Here is a 16,773-nt window from a genome sequence, read left to right as displayed (position 1 = left end):
TGGATCTTGCTATTCCACTGCTCCTTGATGGGACTAGAATAAACAACTAGGCCGATCGCCAAATTGCTTTGTCTACAGGAAAAATAGCAAAATTTGATCCACCAAATTAACTTCGTCGAGGGCGATAAGGGCTACCCCAGCGGTAATCACGCCGATGCCCAGCCACCGAGCCAGGGGAATGGTTTCTTTCAGCAAAAATTTGGCCCCCAATAGGCTCATGACGTAACCCAATGCCCCCGCTGGTCGGATCAGGCTAATATCGGTCCAACTGAGCAGGGAAATAAAAGTAACAAAACTGATGGTTTGGCAACCAATGCCCCCTAACACTGAGGGATGGGAAAGAATACGACCAATTAACTTGACCATTTTCAGGGGCGATTGTAACCTCACAGGGCCAATTTGTTTCATGCCCCGGGCAATGAGTACGTCCCCAGCGGAATCGGTGAAAATTAAAATCAAAATGCCAAACCAAACCCGAGAAAGGGCAATGCCCACAGGAAATAACCACAATGGCGATCGCCGGGAAGACTTAACTGGTACGACCGGGGCTGGGGTCGGGCTAAACTTTTCCCCCATTAGTTGGGAACGGTGGCGATGTTCTGACCAACAGACAATAAATACTCCACTGGCGATCATAAAAGTGGCCAGCCAACGGTAAAAGGAAACTTCTTCCCCCAGTATTAGCCATGCCAGTAGGGCATTGAGAATGTAGCTGGAAGAAAATAGGGGCAGAACTAAACTTAAATCCAGCCGGGATGTAGCGGTGAAATAGAGAAACAGGGCAAACAGTAACGTGATTACCCCCACCACAATCCAGGGGGAAGTGAGCAGATAGAGAAACAATGTCCACAAACCTGCAAGACTATAATCTTCCACTGCGCCGAACACTTTCATGCCCCGGCTGAGCCAAATATCCCCCAACACCTGGGTAGTGACCATGGTCAGCAGGAGGCCAATGGTTTTCCACTCCGTTAACGTTAAGCGTTTAGCTCCGGTGAGCAAAGTTAATGATCCTCTTCGTTTAGATGTGAATAGGCCATACTTGCCTTCATGGACTAACCTAACTGATAAACATGGCCAGGCCATCAGTGGCCTTGAGTAGGCGATCGGCCGCCCGTTCTGGGTGGGGCATCATGCCCAGCACATTACCTTGGACATTGGTAATGCCAGCAATATTGTGCAAAGAACCGTTGGGATTGCTGTCCGTTGTCAATTCCCCCTGGGCGTTGCTGTAGCGGAAGAGAATTTGCTCGTTATCCTCCAAGGCTTTCAACGTATCCCCATCAGCAAAATAGCGGCCCTCGCCGTGGGCAATGGGAAGGGTGATTACCTGTTGGGATTGGTAACCCTTTGTCCAGACTGTCTGGTTACTTTCAACCCGCACGGTCACCCGGTCACAGATGAAATGTAAATCCCGATTGCGAATTAAAGCCCCCGGCAGTAAACCAACTTCCGTTAGCACCTGAAAACCGTTACAGATACCCAACACCCTTTTGCCTGCGTTGGCATGGTCAATGATGGCGGTCATAATAGGAGAAAATCTGGCGATCGCCCCACAGCGGAGATAATCACCGTAGCTGAAGCCCCCTGGCAAAACCACCACATCTACCCCGTGGAGATCGGTTTCTTGGTGCCAAATAAATCGAGTTGGCTGGTCTAATAAACCGGCGGTGACGGTGGCAATGTCCCGATCGCAGTTGGAACCGGGGAAAACAATAATACCAAAACTGGTCATGGTGTGACGGCACCTTCTAGGGCGGTAATTTCAAAGCAATAATTTTCGATCACCGTATTGGCCAATAGTTGGTCACACATGGTGTCTAGCTGTTGGGAAGCGGTGGCTTCGTCCGGGGCCTCGAGGGTTAACTCAATGTATTTACCAATTCTGACCTGGGAAACGCCATCGTAGCCCAATTGTTGCAAACCAGATTGCACAGCAGTCCCAGCGGGGTCAAGCACGGAGGGACGTAGGGTAACGTAAATACGACAATGGTAGGAATGGGACATGGAGGGCCTTACCGGGGAATCTGCCACTGTTAATCCTGCCTTAGAAAGTCTTTCTCGGCAAGACTAGCCCCAAATCTAGATCTCGAAAATGAAATCACTTTACTGCTAAAGAGCGCCGGATTATTTTGTGCATAACTAGGCTTTATTGATTCCAAGGCACTTAGCCAAATTATGCTGAAAATAAGCGATGCTAACGACTTTGAGTTGGGTTAAAAACTGACAACTATTTTAAGGTACATCTCTTTGAATGAAAGTAGCGTCATTTCTGAAAATTGTGCTTTCTGTAAATCCGCTAAATTTATCAAGCCACAGTTCAAAGTTTCGATGTCGAATATAGTGACCTGGATAATTGTTTGATTCAAATGATACTCCCCCTTGGGAATTTAATCCATTTCTTGGACAAAAAGTTGCATCCTGCCTAAAAAGATCATTGTTTTCATTGGCAGACAAAATTATGCGATAGTTTCTATGTCTTAGGAAGTAATTCGGAAAGTTTCTAGATTCTAAAGAAATGCAATTAGGGTTTGCTAATCCTGTTGTGACGCGAAAACTAGAATCCAATTCATCTAAGCTTGTCTTGACGGGTTCAATGTAGCCCAGATAGTTTCTGTGACGTATGTAACGCTGGGGATAATTGACTGACTCATAACGAACATAAGGGCTTTGGGCTTGGATTTGCCTAGGTCCACCCAAAATAGCCATAGAGGGAATCGCTAAGGCCACTGTCAAGCCAAATAGGGGGAGAAGTGGTAAAAGTTTCATTTTATTTTACCTTCCGTTTAATCCGACAATCTAGGCTGGTAAATTAATACTTAGACTCTTTTTTGGTGAACCTATTTCCTAGATATATCTCGATTATATCAAGCTTTTTTGCATGACCAAAGCATGGGGAGTAAAACCAAATTTTTCATATAATTTCATTGCCCCTTGGTTATGGCTAAAAACCTGCAATGCTATTAATCGATCACCTCTTTGTTGGCCCCATTGTTGGGCCTGTTCCATCAAGGAAGTAGCAATGCCCCGACGACGGTGGGCCGGCTCCACATAGAGCATGAAAATATGTCCATGGCGATCGCCTGTGACCTGATCAATGGCGTTACCTAACCAAAGGCCGGCAATGGGTTGGGGACGAGTGATTTTCTCTGCCGAATTTGTTTGATTAAAACCATCGGCTGGCCCAATTGTCGGATTGATTTGGGCCATTAATCCCAGGGGATCTTCCCGTGGAAAAAAAGGGCTATCATGGTCGTTATGATTAGAATTTCCTTGGGTCGTTTCCGGCACAACCCACCACAATGGCGATCGCCAAGAAAAATAGCTTTCCACTGTTTGTTCTAAATGGGGAAAGTCGCACAGTTCCGGGAAAAGGGAATGGTAGGTACGCTCCAGAAAATCCACCAGTAACCGCCGATCTCTGGTAGTCCCTTTATAAAGGCAATAGCCGGGGGGACTCAACGGTGATTTTTCCATAGGTTACTGAATGTGTTGGCCGGAATAGGTGCATTGATCAGATTTGCCAATTCCCTTAATATTTCCCAGACCGCAATGAAGTATTCCCTTAAAAAGCTGTTGGGGTTTGGGCTTATCCTCATCCTAACGGCGATCGCCTTAATTAGCCTGCGTCCCAAGCAAGTTTTACAGCCGCTCATAGTAGGCATGAATGACTGGCCTGGCTATAGCGTGATTCTGTATGCCGAATCTAAGGGTCTATTCACCAAGCGGGGACTAGACGTTAAATTAGTTCATTTTGAAGAACAGAATGATAATCTCCGGGCCACAATGCGGGGCTACCAGGATGCCAGTTTTGCCCCCCTACCCCAGGCCATGCAATTGGATTTTCCCCAAGACACCCCAGAGTTTATCCTGGTTGCCGATGTTTCGGCCGGTTCCGACGGCATTGTGGCCCGGCCGAGATTAAATTTCATGGCCCAGATGCCTGGCAAAAAGATTAGCGCCCGGTTTGGTAGTCTTGCCCACGTAATTTTGCTAGAAGCTCTGTGGGCCAACGACCTAGACCTGGATGAAGTGGAAATTATTGACATATCGAACGAAGAAGGAGTCAATCACCTCAAAGATGGTTCCATTGACGCAGCGGTGCTTTGGGACCCCCTGTTGGAGAAAACAGCAGAAGAAATTGGGGGAAACATTATCTACACCACGGCCGAAATCGACAGCATGGTGGTGGATGGTCTGATAACCCGTCCAGCAGTAGTTGAAGAAAAACAGGAGGAATTAATTCGGTTTATTCAGGTATGGCTGGAGGTGATGGATGCGGTGGAAACTAATCCCGAAGAAGTTTTTACCATTGTGGCCCAACAGTTGGATGTGCCTGTGGAGGTCTTTGTCCAAGGTTTCCAGGGGATGATTCACGGCGATCGCCTCTTGAATGAAAAAATGTTAGTGCAAAGACAATTAGAATCCGTCATTTCTAGAGGCTATCGGTTGCTACTAGAAAGTTATGGTCATCGCCTGATTATTCGAGATGATATTGTCATCAATTCTCGACTGTTTTCCCAAGCTGTGGAGCGGTCTTAAGAATGGTTCAGGAGAAACCACGTTTTACCCGGCCTCTCCGTTACCAGTTGCTAGCTGGTTGCGCCCTTATTTTGATGATCACCAGCGCCATAGCCGTAGTTTTAACCAGGCAACAATTACAAGAAAAATCAAGAATTAATATTATCACAAGGGCCCAGCGATTAACCGAAGGTTTAGAGTTTGCGGCGGAAGGTTTGGTGGAAACCAAGGATGTTTATCGCCTCAATCGTTTGGCCCAAAACTATGCGACTTGGCCCAACGTACAAACAATTTCAATCGTTGATCCCAATGGCATTCTCATTGCCCATGGTGGAGAAATAAAAATGGTACGGGGAGAAAAATATGCCCAAGTCACACCAGCTCTTTTTCCTATTTTTGAACAGGTTTCCATCAGCGGTATCCCCCAATCCCTAATTACCCAAATTGAAGAAGAAGAAGTGGTGGTTTACGCTCTTCCCTTTAACACTTACTCTTTCCCTGAGCAGGGAGAAAGTTACCGTGATCAAAATAGTCACCGACGGGGAGTAGCAATCACCATTCTATCAAAACAGGAATTAAACCGAGAGGTTAACCAGGGACTTTTGCTCGTGGTGGGTTCGTTCATTATTGGGATAGTAGTAATTCTCCTGCTTTTAGGGTTATTAATTAGATATGCGGTGTTGCTCCCTTTGGGGAAACTGCACCGGGCCTTAATTAACTATGACAATACTGAGCAGTTTAATTTGCCCCCTCTACCGAGCAATGAAATTGGTTTTTTGGGCCAAACCCTGGTGCAGACCTTCAATCAATTGCAGATTTATCAACGAGAAGCCCTAGAAATTGCCGAAAGAAAATATGTGGAAATTGCCCAACGCTATGAATTAGCTTCCCAGGCCACAAGGGTATGGGTGTGGGAATGTCAGCCTAAAATACACTACTTTGAAGTGGACCCCAATTTGATTACTTGGCTTGGCTTTGAGCAACCCCTTGAACCGGCAGATGGGGATTTTTTCATTCACCTTGGCGATCGCCCAATGTTTTGGCAGGCCATTGAGCAAAGCTTGGAAGATCCCACCATGGAACTATCCACAGAACTCCGTTTGGAAGCGGCCAATGGGGAAATTTATCATTGTTTGTTGCGGGGGCAAATCCATCAGGAACAAGGGGAGGCATTTGTGAAAATTATCGGTACGATCGCCGATATTACGGAGATTAAAAAAGCAGAAGAACAACTAAAACTTTCCAACAAAATTTTAGCCAAAGCCACTCAACTCAAAGACGAATTTCTGGCCAATATGAGCCACGAATTACGCACTCCCCTCAACTCCATTTTGGGCATGATAGAGACTCTACAAAACCAAGTTTATGGTCCCCTCAACGGTAAACAAGTCCAGTCGTTAGAAATAGTAGAAAATAGTGGCCGACACTTACTTTCATTAATTAATGATATTCTTGACCTTTCTAAAATTGAAGCGGGCAGAATGGATTTGGATTTAAACCCCACCAGCGTGTCAGCATTGGTCAATCATAGTTTAACTTTTGTCCAACAATTTGCGATCCAAAAACAAATTAATTTGTCGTCTGAAATTATTCCCAATTTGCCTGATGTGCTAGTGGATAAGCGACGACTTTGTCAAGTTTTAATTAACCTACTGAATAACGCCATTAAATTTACCCCAGAAGGGGGAAAAGTAGTCGTACAGGCTGACTTAATAAAGGAGCAGGGGAAAGAAAATAGCCAGTCGCCACCACAGTTAAGTTTCACTGTTTTCGATACTGGCATTGGCATTGAGGCGGATAGACTAAACAATATTTTTGAGCCGTTTGTGCAGATTGATAGCGCCCTTAACCGTCGCTATGACGGCACTGGATTGGGCTTATCTTTAGTGAAAAAAATTGTTGAACTCCATGGCGGCTCAGTGACAGTGACCAGCAAGCTCAATGAGGGCAGTCGTTTTAAGATTACCATTCCCTGTGTTTTTCAAGATAAAGATGGGCCGCGCCACCGGGGGCAACTGGTGGAGGTTACTAATCACGGCAGTCCGACTCCGATAATCATCACTTTAATTAGTAAAAATTCTGCCTATGCCACCACCCTAAGTAGTTATTTCCGAGCTAAAGGATACCAAATGCAATGGTTAAATTGTCTTTATCCAACCGCAGCGGAATTAACCCAATTAGTCAAAATCGGTGATCAATCCTGCCATGTATTGGTGATGGATTTAGCCAATACCGGGGAAGAAGTGAAGGATAAATTGGATGAAATTCGTAAATTTTTCGGCTCTAGCCCCATCACAATTATTGCCTTAGTGGATGCCACAGAACAGACAAAAAGTAACATTGCCCAACTAGAAATTGCCACCAACGAATTATTAGTTAAACCTGTGCGTTTCCATCGCTTAATGGAAATTGTCCGGGAAGAGACTTGTCCCGTTCCCCGTTAACGACGAGAACCATCGGGCATGGTTGTTTCCCAAAATTCCGCCTCCTCCAAATCGACATCGGTTAAGTTGGCCGCCGTTAAATTGGCCCAGGCTAGGTTGGCTCCTTTCAGATTAGCTCCAGTTAAATCCACATCCCGCAGAAAACTCCGTTCCAAATTAGCGCCGCTCAAATCCGCCCCGGCCAGATTGGCTTCAGTTAAGGCCGCTTCGGTTAAATCCGTTTCACTCAGATTTGCCCCTGTCAAGTTGGCCCGGTCCAACAACGCCCGCCGTAAATTCACCCCCGATAAATTTGCCCCCGATAAATCAGAACGGTTCAAGCGGGCATTTTCCAAATTAAACTCCCGCAGGTCTGCCCCCGCTAGATTGCAATCAAGACATTCCCCTTTCTCCCGCAACTGGGATAGGGGATCAATTTCTTCCTTGGGCTGATTACAAGCCGTCAGAGCTAGGATTCCTACCAATGGCAGGGTTAGGCTGAGTTTTTTGTTATTCATTGCGATCTAAGTTCCTCTAAGGTTTTTTGTTGGGGGGAGAGAAGATAAAACGCATCCCGTCCCGCATTATCACTGACGATGTGGAGAAATTGGGGTAGTTTGTCTTGCCGATAAACCTCATATACCCGCAATCCCGTATCTCGATAACTCTCACTCAGACGGAAGCCTTGTGCCTCCAAACGGGCTTGGAGGTCTTGGGTGACGTCCCGCACCGTGGCCCCTGCCAGAAAATGACAATCCTCTGAGCCGTAGCATCCTGATTGAGCTCCTTCTAAGTGGGCAATGCCAGCGATGAGTTCCCTCTTAGGCTGAGGGAAGGAGGAGGGTTCAATACTTTTAATCTCATTCTCAACCTCCTGCCCTTGGTCAGAGCGGGATTCTGGAACCGATTCAGGCTCAATTTTTTCGTTGTCCTGCCTTTGATTCGGTTCGCCCTGGGGTGCCTTTACTGCTTTAGGGGAGGCTTTCGGTAGAGGAGTGGTTTGGGGAGGAGATGGTGGTGGCGCTATAACATCAGGCACTACTTCACGAACAGATTGAGACCCAGGGAGAGGCGCTAAAACTTGGGGGGATTTCTTTGGCGGAGGTTCTGCCATGGGGGCCGGTGTCACTAGGTCGGCGAGGGGCACTGTGGCGATCGCCTCGGAAGCAGAATCCTTTGATGGGGGGGGGAGAGGCTCCAACTCCGCTGCTGGGGGGGGCAAGGGTAACCAGAGTAACCCTCCATGGATTGTAGAAGCACAGATAAATGCTAGGGGAAATTTTAACTGATGCCAGGAGAGGGGCCACATGGAATCCAAAAAAAGGGAAGAAACAGAAGACTGGCAACAAAAACACCGTACCTCTGAAAGTTTGAGAACGGCGTTTGATCCTGCCAAAACCATATCGTGTTCTAACCCCTATATGCAATTTATATGCAATAATCAGAGGCCAAACTCCGGCAATTGTCCAATTTTTTTTGCATTACTGCCAGCCAACTTCATTCATTAAACGAGCTGAATCGGGTTGGTAACGTCCCAAGTTAGAAACATTGAGGGGGTCTCCTTTTAGTTGGCCATGGGCGGCTAGCACAGGATCAATGGGTACCCCTGGAATTACCGGATACTCATTGTTGCCCTCAGCAAAATAACGTTGGGCGTCATCACTGGCTAGATATTCCAGGAAGGCGATCGCCGCGTCTCGATTGGGGGCATTTTTCAGCACCCCAGCCCCACTGACATTGACATGGGTTCCCCGCTCTCCGGAGCCAGTGTTTGGAAAGAAAAGGCTGACTTTTTCCACCACTTCTTGATCGGCGGGATCGGTGGACTTTTGCAGGCGGATATAGTAGTAGCTATTGGCGATCGCCACATCTCCGATGCCGGCGGCAATAGCACGAATTTGTGCCGTGTCATTACCCTCCGGTTGCCGGGCAAAGTTACCCACCAAGCCTTGTAACCAGCGGCGGGTTTCTGGCTCTCCATGGATGGCAATGCGGGAAGCAGTTAGGGAAAGGTTATATACATTACTGGAAGGGCGCACCAGAATTTTTCCTCGCCATTGGGGATCCGCCAGGGCTTCGTAGGTGGAGAGATCCGCTGGATTGACCCGGTCGCGACTGTAATACAACACCCGGGCTCTCTGGGTGAAGCCATACCATAGCCCATCAGGGTGGCGCAAATTTTCGGGAATGCGCTCATTCAGCTTGCCGCTGCGCACCGGTTGGAAAAGTCCCGCCTGTTCCGCCCGCCATAACATACCGGCATCTACGGTGAATAAAATATCCCCTGGACTATTAGCCCCTTCACTTTGGATACGCTCAATCAGTTCTTCGGCACTGGCCTCAATGAGGTTAACCTCGCCAAAAGCATCGTAGAGGGCATCATCGGTGTTGTAATGCCGTGAAGAATAGAGGTTGATCGTGCGGGACTGGGCAGAGGCCCGCCGGGGCAAATTAGCTACCACTAGGGCAGTGAGGGCGGTGCCGCCCACAAAAAAAGTCCGCCGGGAAATCTTAGTTGTCATCGAAGTCTAGGGCAATGGATAGTGGGCAATTTAAAATGAAAGTAATCAATAGTGCAGGCTCAACCCAGTCCCCTTAATCCGAACTAGGCCCCATGTCTGGGCTTGTTTGGCTAGTGATAGATAGCTTAATGGGCATCTGGAGTGGGTCAACCTCGGATAGTCAACTTTATTGCAAATAAAGTGCAATAATCCATAAATTATTGAAGCACTTGTGCTGGATAATTGCAAGAGATTATTATTTAGAAAATTTCCCTGTTTTCTGTCCATGGCCCCATCCCCCCTGTTTTTGACTCAAACTCCGCGGCTACTCGATGAGTTTCTTAAGGGAGGGGTAGTGATGTTTCCTTTGTTACTGCTGTCCATCCTTGCCCTTACCACTGCCTTCGAACGAGGTTGGTTTTGGAGTCGCCTACTGATTCAAGAAGACCAGGTTGTGCGGGATGTGCTCGATGCGGCGGTTGAGGATTTGGTAAAGGCTCGGGAAATTGCTGAACATGCTCGACATTTAGCCATTGGTCGTTTTCTGCTGGCTCCCCTTAAACTACGCCATCCTAGTCCAGAAACTTTCCGTTTGGCCATGGAAGCCACCGCCGATAAAGAATTTGCCCGAATGCGACGGGGGGATAAACTCCTGGAAACTATCATTGCCCTAGCTCCTCTCTTGGGCTTGTTAGGCACCGTAACGGGCTTAATTCGCACTTTTAACAATCTCAATATCGGGGGAGGAGGCTCCAGTGCGGAGGCTACCCAGGCCGCCTCGGGCATTGGAGAAGCGTTGATTACCACGGCAGCGGGGATGATGGTGGCGATTTTTGCCCTGTTAGTATTTAGGGTTTTGGTCAGTTTACAGTCCCAACAAATGGATTATTTTGCCGCAGTGGGCAGTGAATTAGAACTTATTTACCGTGAGGTCTGGTACGAACCTCATCAGCCAATGCCCAATTTATTAATGGCGGCTAGAATTGCTGAGCCATAACCGATGAAAAGCCGAGTCAGGGGGGCAAGGACTCCAGGGATTAATTTAGTACCGATGATTGATGTCTTGATGTCGGTATTAACCTTTTTTGTAATTTTAACCATGTCTTTGACTGGTAGGGTGATCGCCGATCTAGAGCCACCGGAGAGCGCAGGCGGTTTTGCCAAAGAAGAGGATTCATCCCCCCAAACAAAGGTCAAGGCACCTAGTTTAGATGTGGGTTTAAATCGTCAGGGTGACGTTTTGCTGGGAGGCAATATCGTCGAAAGGGATAAATTATTAACGGCGATCGCCACCTTTTTAGCGACCCATCCCCAGGGTGAGGTGAGGTTAACGGTGGACGGACAGTTAAACTATCGTCAAGTGGATGATTTATTAGTCCAAATGGTGGAAGTAGGCGGCGATCGGGTCCTTTTGGTGGTTCATAAATCAGACCCAGAGCTATGAAATTTAGACACCGACAAGACCGGGACAAATTGCCGGAACTAGAAATTACCCCCATGCTCAATGTGATGCTGGTCGTGTTGGCCTTTTTTGTCGCCGTTGCCGCCAACCTAGCGGAAGAGGGAGCATCTTTGCTGGTTCGTTTACCCCAGGAAGCTGAAACTACGGAGGTCCAATCCGCCGAAGCGCCATTAGAAAACCCGGAAGAGCCGCAATTTCTCCCAGTGGTGTTACACCCAGGGGGAAAACTCTCGGTAAATGATCGCCCTGTGGAAAAAGCTCAACTTCTACAGCAGTTACCTAACTATTTGCAACAGTCCCCCCAGCGCTACGTTTACCTGCGGGTGTCAGGGGACGTTCCCTATCAAAGTGCCATTGAAATTCTCTCTAGCTTGAAGGAAGTGGGCGGTGATCGGGTTTCCCTCTTAATTGGTGCTGGGGCCATGCCTTGAGTATGGATGGAAACAATGATCAATATAAGTCGACACAGGTGTTGGATAAAAAGTGATTTTCTCTGTCACTCCAATAGGATATTTTTTATATTTTTCTGTTCGATCAACCGAGGTTGTCTAAAATCCTCTACTAATTTTTAAGAAATAATTGATTCCTGCTTAAAGGAAATTTTTATACTTGAAAAACCAGCATTATTTAAACGTTTCTTAATTTCTTCTTTTGCATCTACATAGTTTTTAAATTCAAGCGATTTTCCAAAAGGAAGCCAAACACTACAATTAGAATCTAAGATTTTGATGTTAACTTTAGCTGGTTGTAAATATCGTCTCTTTGATATGTAAAGCTTATCAATATACCCAGTTCCTTCTTCTGGAATAGTAGCGACTTCGGCAAATCCTTTTAGGTATTCATTAAATATCAACCATGCAATTTTATCTACTTTTTGTAAGAAAGTGTTTGAAAAGTTTTAAGCAAGCCTTTGAAGCATGAGATGAACCATGGCAACATAGAGCATTGTCTCACTGGTGGTAGGTAAATATTCATAATCTTTGCTTAAACGACGATAACGACCAAACCAAGCAAAAGTGCGCTCGACTACCCAACGGCGGGGTAGGACTTCAAAGCCTTTTTGTCCCTGCTTTTTGCTGACCACATTCAAGGTCCAACCAAAAGTATGCTCCACCCAGAAAATAAAATCCTTTCCGCCAAAGGTGCTGTCAGTCCATATAACTTGCAGGCACTGCCACAGGGGAGCAAACCAGGTGCCAAGTAGAATCAGACCCTGATGGTCAGAGCGATGGGCACCGACAACATCGAGAAGTAATCCCATGGTATCCACGAGGATTGTACGTTTACGACCATTGACCTTTTTTCCGCCGTCATAGCCAGTTTCTTGGCCAGTTCCAGCCTTTTTAAGTGACTGTGAATCTAAACAACCGGCACTAGGGTGAGTATTTCTTCCAGCTTTGAGCCGAACTTTCTCACGGAAGATACGGTTTAATTTTTTCCAGGTACCATCTTCGTGCCATTGCTGGAAATAACCATAGACCGTTCGCCATTTAGGAAAATCATGGGGCAGAAGTCGCCAGGCACACCCCGTTCTGAGCATGTAAAAAATAGCATTGAGTATCTCCCTCAGACTAGTTTTCCGTTTTCTTCCCCCAGTTTTTGCTTTGGGTAAATGAGGTTCTACCAATTGCCACTGGCTATCAGTGATGTCCGTGCTGTAAAATTCTCGGATTATCATTAATTATGGTGAAAATTTTATTCTTTTCACCATTTTCCATTCTTCACCCTACTTTTCAAACACGCTCTAACGACCAAGGGCTGTTACCGAAGAAATAGTCAAATCCTTGTCCATTTTCTAGTCCTACTACCTTAGCTATTTCTGGGAAGGTTTTTCTCTTTATATTCGCAATTAATCCTAGATGCAAGTATTTAAAGTATTCAAAGCTTCTCACTTCTGGAAATAAGTCTCTGTATCCTTCGCAGTATTTGTCAATGAATTATACTGTTTCTTTTGCTTCACGTGGGGCAACCATATACCACCTCTGCATTTCAGACTATCTTCTCCATTTTATCCTACCCACAATGATAGAAGAGCGATAGCCTCTGATCTTTCATAAAAATAGGAAAGCTGGAGGTTTATTTAAGGTCAATGTATGGCGACAACGTAAATAGGTTTAACGATATGCAGATTCTTGACTGACACCAAAAATCTTATTAATTCTTTGCCGAATCCATTCCACCGGGTTCTTTAGATCTGCCTCTTCGAGTAGTCCCATTTCTTTCAGTTTTTGTTCATAGCCCTGGAGAGCATCCTGGCGCTTACCCAATTCTTCTGCGACAAGATTTGATAGTTGGGGATGGTTTGCTAACAATATATGAAAACAATCTTTCCCAATCAAAAATAAAGTGGAATCTTCGGCCGCTATCATAGTAGTGGGATAGGGAATTTCTAACATTAATGGCAACTCACCAAAGAATTCTCCCTGTTTGAAAGTAAATATACGGTTGCTAATTTTTTCATTTTCATAAATTGCATCTATCGCCCCAGTTAGCACAATACAAAAATAGCTGTGGTATTGGTTTTGTTTAATTAAAATTTCTCCTGGCTGTAAATGCCATCGTTTACCCATTTCAATCACATTTCTAATTTCAAGATCGTTGAGTTTTTGAAAGCAGAAGTTTTTCTTCAGTAGCTGAGTGAGGGTAGGGGATTCACCTACTTCTTTCCCGGGGACTGTAGCGTTGTTGTCTTGATCACTAACTGCTAGACAGATACTTTCTGGATTTCTCAACCAGATATCCCTTTGGGGAAAGGGCATATTAATTCCTCGACGACGACAATTATATTGAATGATGTGATTAAGGGAGCTAAAGATGAGAAATCTTTGGTCAATTCTTTCAGTCCAAACCCAGAGTTCAAAATTAAGAGAATTGTCCCCAAATCCAAGGAAAACTGCTTTTGGTGCGGGCTCGCTGACAATATTTTTTTCCATGGCGGCGGATTCCAATAGCACTTCCGTGACCAAAACTAGGTCACTGCCATATTCCACACTAACTGGTACTTCCAGGCGGCCACTACAATTTTCATAATTCCAGTTAACAACTAAATTGCTGGTTAAATCCGTGTTGGGCACCACTAGGTCACTACCTCTAAAGGTACGGATGATGGTAGAGCGAATGGAAATTTCCTTGATGTAACCAATGTGATTATTAAATTCAATTAAGTCACCAACTTTAAGTTTATTTTCGCCGAAAATTGTCAAACCACTGACTAAATTCCTAGTTAATTCCTGCAAGCCAAAACCAATGCCAATCCCTAGTCCCCCCATAATTACTGCAAAGCTAGCTAGTTCCAAGCCCATGGCTTGCAATACAACGATAAAGCCTAATACGGCCACCCCCAAACTAGTTAATGTACCAATTACTTCTCGGTTACCTTCACTAAATCTAAGTTTGAGCAGTAGGAACTTTTTTAGGAATTGTTTAGTAGCTTTGGCGAATACTCCTACCAGCAAAAGGAGAAAACAGGCTTGAATAATCCACCATAAAGTGATGCTTTCAGTGCCCAATTTGAAGATGGGAGTATTCAGTGTTTCAAACAGCCAAATGTTCAGGAAATGCCATTGTTCAAGCACATTGGCGATCGCCTGGGGCCCTGGTCCTTGTGGTGGTGGATTAATTTGTGCAATCACAGTAAGTTTCCCCAGAATCGGGATGTTTGAATGTGGCCAAGACCCGATTTTAGTCTAAGGTTCATGGGGATAGGGGGATGGGTAACTGAAAAATTCACCATCGAAATAGGATTGAAGCTGGATCCTAAAAATTAAGCCCTTCGACGTAGCTGTTTGCGAACAATTAACAGCACAAGAATAGCGACTATACTAACTAGGACAATTTTTGACACTGGCCCCAAATATTGCTCCACCAGTTCGTAATGATCACCCAGTTTGTAACCTGCGCTAGCTAAAAAAGTTACCCAGAGAGATATGCCCCCCAAACTGTAGAGAGTAAAGGAAATCAAACCCATGGCATTGACGCCTGCGGGCAAGGAAACAATGGTACGAATACCAGGCACTAGGCGTCCAAAAAAGACGGATTGATGGCCATAGCGACCAAACCAAACGTTCGATTTATGGATATCTTTGGCGTCTAGGCCAATCCATTTACCATAACGGTCAGCCAGTTGTTCTAGCCTTTCTTCGCTGACCCATTTACCGATGTAGTACCAGGGATAAGCTCCCAGAATTGTACCGATAATACCTGCAACGATCGCCGGGAATAATTCCAATTTTCCCTGGGCAACGGCAAAACCAGCTAAGGGCATGATCAACTCAGACGGAATGGGAGGAAATAAGTTTTCCAAAAACATTAAAAGGCTAATTCCCCCATAGCCCAATTGATTCATTACTTGGGGAATCCATTCTGTGATCCACTGGGACATAAATGTTCGATGGGGGTGTTAAGGATAGGTTTTAGCAGAAATTTGGACTAGCTATGGCCGTCACCATGATTAAACCAACGGGAGCAGTATTGATTGGAGCGAGCATAAACCCATTGCCATTTCCCCTGGGGCGAGGGGTAACTCACCTTTTATAATGGCGATCGCCCTTTAATCACCAAGCCATGGCCAGTATCAACGACAACTATCTCAAACTGAAAGCCGGTTACCTGTTTCCCGAAATTGCTCGGCGGGTAAATGCTTTCACCACTGCCAATCCTAACGCCCAGGTGATCAAACTTGGTATTGGAGATGTAACGGAACCCCTGCCCCTTGCTTGTCGCCAGGCCATGGCCAAAGCCATCGACGACATGGGCGATCGCCAAACCTTCAAAGGATACGGCCCGGAACAGGGTTACGCTTGGTTGCGGGAAAAAATTGCCCAGCACGATTTCCAAGCTAGGGGCTGTGAGGTTAACGCCGAAGAAATTTTCATCTCCGACGGTTCTAAATGTGACACCGGCAATATCCTCGATATTTTCGGCAAAGATAACACCATCGCTGTCACTGACCCTGTTTATCCCGTTTATGTGGACACCAATGTGATGGCGGGCCATACCGGCGATGCCAATGAAAAAGGGGAATACGGTGGTTTAGTCTATCTCCCCATTTCGGCCGAAAATGACTTTGTCGCGGCCATACCAAGCAAAAAAGTAGATTTAATCTATCTCTGTTTTCCCAACAACCCCACCGGAGCCACTGCCACTAAGGCCTATTTGAAACAGTGGGTAGATTATGCCCTGGCCCACGGCTCGATCATCTTTTTCGATGCGGCCTACGAGGCATTTATCACTGACCCCACTTTGCCCCATTCCATCTATGAAATTGAAGGAGCGAGGGATTGCGCCATTGAGTTTCGCTCTTTTTCTAAAAATGCTGGTTTCACCGGTACCCGTTGTGCGTTAACCGTTGTGCCCAAAACCTTAACGGCTAAAGCCGCCGACGGCAGTGACGTGGAGCTATGGAAACTCTGGAACCGCCGCCAATCCACCAAATTTAATGGCGTTTCCTACATTATCCAGCGAGGGGCAGAGGCCGTCTATTCCCCCGAAGGCCAAGCCCAAGTACAGGAACTGATTGCTTTTTATTTGGAAAATGCTCGCATTATTCGGGAGAAATTAGCCGCCGCTGGTTTGCAGGTTTATGGTGGCATTAACGCTCCCTATGTGTGGGTCAAAACCCCCCATGGCCTGAGCAGTTGGGACTTTTTCGATAAGTTATTACACACAGTTAATGTGGTGGGCACTCCAGGCTCTGGCTTTGGCGCGGCGGGGGAAGGCTATTTCCGCATTTCGGCTTTCAATAGTCGGGCCAATGTGGAGGAAGCGATGGAACGAATCACTTCCACCCTCAAATTGGGTTAGAATCCCTCCCAAAGGTAGCTCTAGCTCTACGCCTTTATCAATTGCCATTCCAGTTTGAAAGGTT

Annotated in this window: 18 protein-coding genes and 1 pseudogene; 6 read left to right on the top strand and 13 right to left on the bottom strand. The window is 46.1% G+C overall.

Translation table 11 applies throughout. The features are described from left to right. Nucleotides 1–72: 72 nt before the first annotated feature. The 5 genes from C7I86_RS13820 to C7I86_RS13800 all read right to left on the bottom strand — a co-directional run bounded on the left by C7I86_RS13820 (nt 73) and on the right by C7I86_RS13800 (nt 3,477). The gene (locus C7I86_RS13820; protein ID WP_020862035.1) at nt 73–1,002 is read right to left on the bottom strand and encodes an EamA family transporter; all 930 of its coding nucleotides are present in this window, start codon (nt 1,000–1,002) and stop codon (nt 73–75) included. Between the two features lie 58 nt (nt 1,003–1,060). Then, entirely contained in the window at nt 1,061–1,735 is a 675-nt protein-coding gene (purQ, locus tag C7I86_RS13815) for a phosphoribosylformylglycinamidine synthase subunit PurQ (protein WP_010873827.1), read from the bottom strand. Continuing rightward, nucleotides 1,732–2,034, bottom strand: coding sequence for a phosphoribosylformylglycinamidine synthase subunit PurS (gene purS / locus C7I86_RS13810; protein WP_010873826.1), 303 nt, complete (start codon nt 2,032–2,034; stop codon nt 1,732–1,734). The genes purQ and purS overlap by 4 nt, the downstream gene beginning before the upstream one ends. Nucleotides 2,035–2,235: 201 nt before the next feature. Then, nucleotides 2,236–2,769 (bottom strand): AbfB domain-containing protein, encoded by a 534-nt coding sequence (locus C7I86_RS13805; protein ID WP_010873825.1) that lies wholly within the window; start codon nt 2,767–2,769, stop codon nt 2,236–2,238. A gap of 93 nt (nt 2,770–2,862) precedes the next feature. Further along, nucleotides 2,863–3,477 (bottom strand): N-acetyltransferase, encoded by a 615-nt coding sequence (locus C7I86_RS13800; RefSeq protein WP_010873824.1) that lies wholly within the window; start codon nt 3,475–3,477, stop codon nt 2,863–2,865. A gap of 75 nt (nt 3,478–3,552) precedes the next feature. Between C7I86_RS13800 and C7I86_RS13795 the strand changes: the two genes are divergently transcribed. Together C7I86_RS13795 and C7I86_RS13790 are read left to right on the top strand one after the other, a co-directional pair. After that, entirely contained in the window at nt 3,553–4,542 is a 990-nt protein-coding gene (locus C7I86_RS13795; RefSeq protein ID WP_020862037.1) for an ABC transporter substrate-binding protein, read from the top strand. Between the two features lie 2 nt (nt 4,543–4,544). Then, a complete protein-coding gene (locus C7I86_RS13790; RefSeq protein WP_010873822.1) occupies nt 4,545–6,965 on the top strand; it encodes an ATP-binding protein in 2,421 nt (806 codons plus the stop codon). On the opposite strand, the gene C7I86_RS13785 is transcribed toward C7I86_RS13790, so the two are convergent. The 3 genes from C7I86_RS13785 to C7I86_RS13775 all read right to left on the bottom strand — a co-directional run bounded on the left by C7I86_RS13785 (nt 6,962) and on the right by C7I86_RS13775 (nt 9,466). After that, nucleotides 6,962–7,462: a pentapeptide repeat-containing protein gene (locus C7I86_RS13785; RefSeq protein ID WP_010873821.1), complete on the bottom strand. Its 501-nt coding sequence runs from the start codon at nt 7,460–7,462 to the stop codon at nt 6,962–6,964. The genes C7I86_RS13790 and C7I86_RS13785 overlap by 4 nt on opposite strands. Beyond that, nucleotides 7,459–8,253, bottom strand: a complete 795-nt coding sequence (locus C7I86_RS13780; protein ID WP_223211296.1) for a hypothetical protein — start codon at nt 8,251–8,253, stop codon at nt 7,459–7,461. The genes C7I86_RS13785 and C7I86_RS13780 overlap by 4 nt, the downstream gene beginning before the upstream one ends. Before the next feature lie 172 nt (nt 8,254–8,425). Then, nucleotides 8,426–9,466, bottom strand: coding sequence for a Fe(3+) ABC transporter substrate-binding protein (locus C7I86_RS13775; RefSeq protein WP_010873819.1), 1,041 nt, complete (start codon nt 9,464–9,466; stop codon nt 8,426–8,428). A 211-nt stretch (nt 9,467–9,677) separates the two neighbouring features. Between C7I86_RS13775 and C7I86_RS13770 the strand changes: the two genes are divergently transcribed. Genes C7I86_RS13770 through C7I86_RS13760 form a run of 3 tightly spaced genes read left to right on the top strand, consistent with a single transcriptional unit; the run spans nt 9,678 to nt 11,338 of the window. Then, complete coding sequence (locus C7I86_RS13770; RefSeq protein ID WP_010873818.1) at nt 9,678–10,442, top strand: MotA/TolQ/ExbB proton channel family protein; 765 nt, start codon at nt 9,678–9,680, stop codon at nt 10,440–10,442. A 3-nt stretch (nt 10,443–10,445) separates the two neighbouring features. Beyond that, nucleotides 10,446–10,889 carry a biopolymer transporter ExbD gene (locus C7I86_RS13765; RefSeq protein ID WP_010873817.1) on the top strand — a complete coding sequence of 148 codons (444 nt, stop codon included), beginning with the start codon at nt 10,446–10,448 and terminating at the stop codon, nt 10,887–10,889. Continuing rightward, on the top strand, nt 10,886–11,338 hold the full coding sequence (locus C7I86_RS13760) for a biopolymer transporter ExbD (protein ID WP_010873816.1): 453 nt from the start codon (nt 10,886–10,888) through the stop codon (nt 11,336–11,338). Before C7I86_RS13765 ends, C7I86_RS13760 begins: the two co-directional genes overlap by 4 nt. Nucleotides 11,339–11,475: 137 nt before the next feature. On the opposite strand, the gene C7I86_RS13755 is transcribed toward C7I86_RS13760, so the two are convergent. The 5 genes and pseudogenes from C7I86_RS13755 to C7I86_RS13735 all read right to left on the bottom strand — a co-directional run bounded on the left by C7I86_RS13755 (nt 11,476) and on the right by C7I86_RS13735 (nt 15,288). Beyond that, the gene (locus C7I86_RS13755) at nt 11,476–11,760 is read right to left on the bottom strand and encodes a hypothetical protein (RefSeq protein ID WP_020862042.1); all 285 of its coding nucleotides are present in this window, start codon (nt 11,758–11,760) and stop codon (nt 11,476–11,478) included. Between the two features lie 45 nt (nt 11,761–11,805). Beyond that, nucleotides 11,806–12,585 (bottom strand): IS5 family transposase, encoded by a 780-nt coding sequence (locus C7I86_RS13750; RefSeq protein ID WP_010873815.1) that lies wholly within the window; start codon nt 12,583–12,585, stop codon nt 11,806–11,808. A 58-nt stretch (nt 12,586–12,643) separates the two neighbouring features. Then, a pseudogene (locus C7I86_RS13745) lies at nt 12,644–12,799 on the bottom strand (IS701 family transposase); the annotation flags it as partial. A 222-nt stretch (nt 12,800–13,021) separates the two neighbouring features. Then, a complete protein-coding gene (locus C7I86_RS13740) occupies nt 13,022–14,539 on the bottom strand; it encodes a mechanosensitive ion channel domain-containing protein (protein WP_010873813.1) in 1,518 nt (505 codons plus the stop codon). A gap of 131 nt (nt 14,540–14,670) precedes the next feature. Further along, nucleotides 14,671–15,288 (bottom strand): DedA family protein, encoded by a 618-nt coding sequence (locus C7I86_RS13735; protein ID WP_010873812.1) that lies wholly within the window; start codon nt 15,286–15,288, stop codon nt 14,671–14,673. A 182-nt stretch (nt 15,289–15,470) separates the two neighbouring features. Here C7I86_RS13735 and C7I86_RS13730 point away from each other — a divergent pair, with 182 nt between their 5' ends. Then, nucleotides 15,471–16,709, top strand: coding sequence for an LL-diaminopimelate aminotransferase (locus tag C7I86_RS13730; protein ID WP_010873811.1), 1,239 nt, complete (start codon nt 15,471–15,473; stop codon nt 16,707–16,709). Nucleotides 16,710–16,773: the final 64 nt, after the last annotated feature.

The organism is Synechocystis sp. IPPAS B-1465, from assembly GCF_003015225.1.
Taxonomy (GTDB): Bacteria; Cyanobacteriota; Cyanobacteriia; order Cyanobacteriales; family Microcystaceae; genus Synechocystis.
Note: the sequence above shows the minus strand (reverse complement) of the source record. Positions and strands in the feature narration are given on the sequence as shown.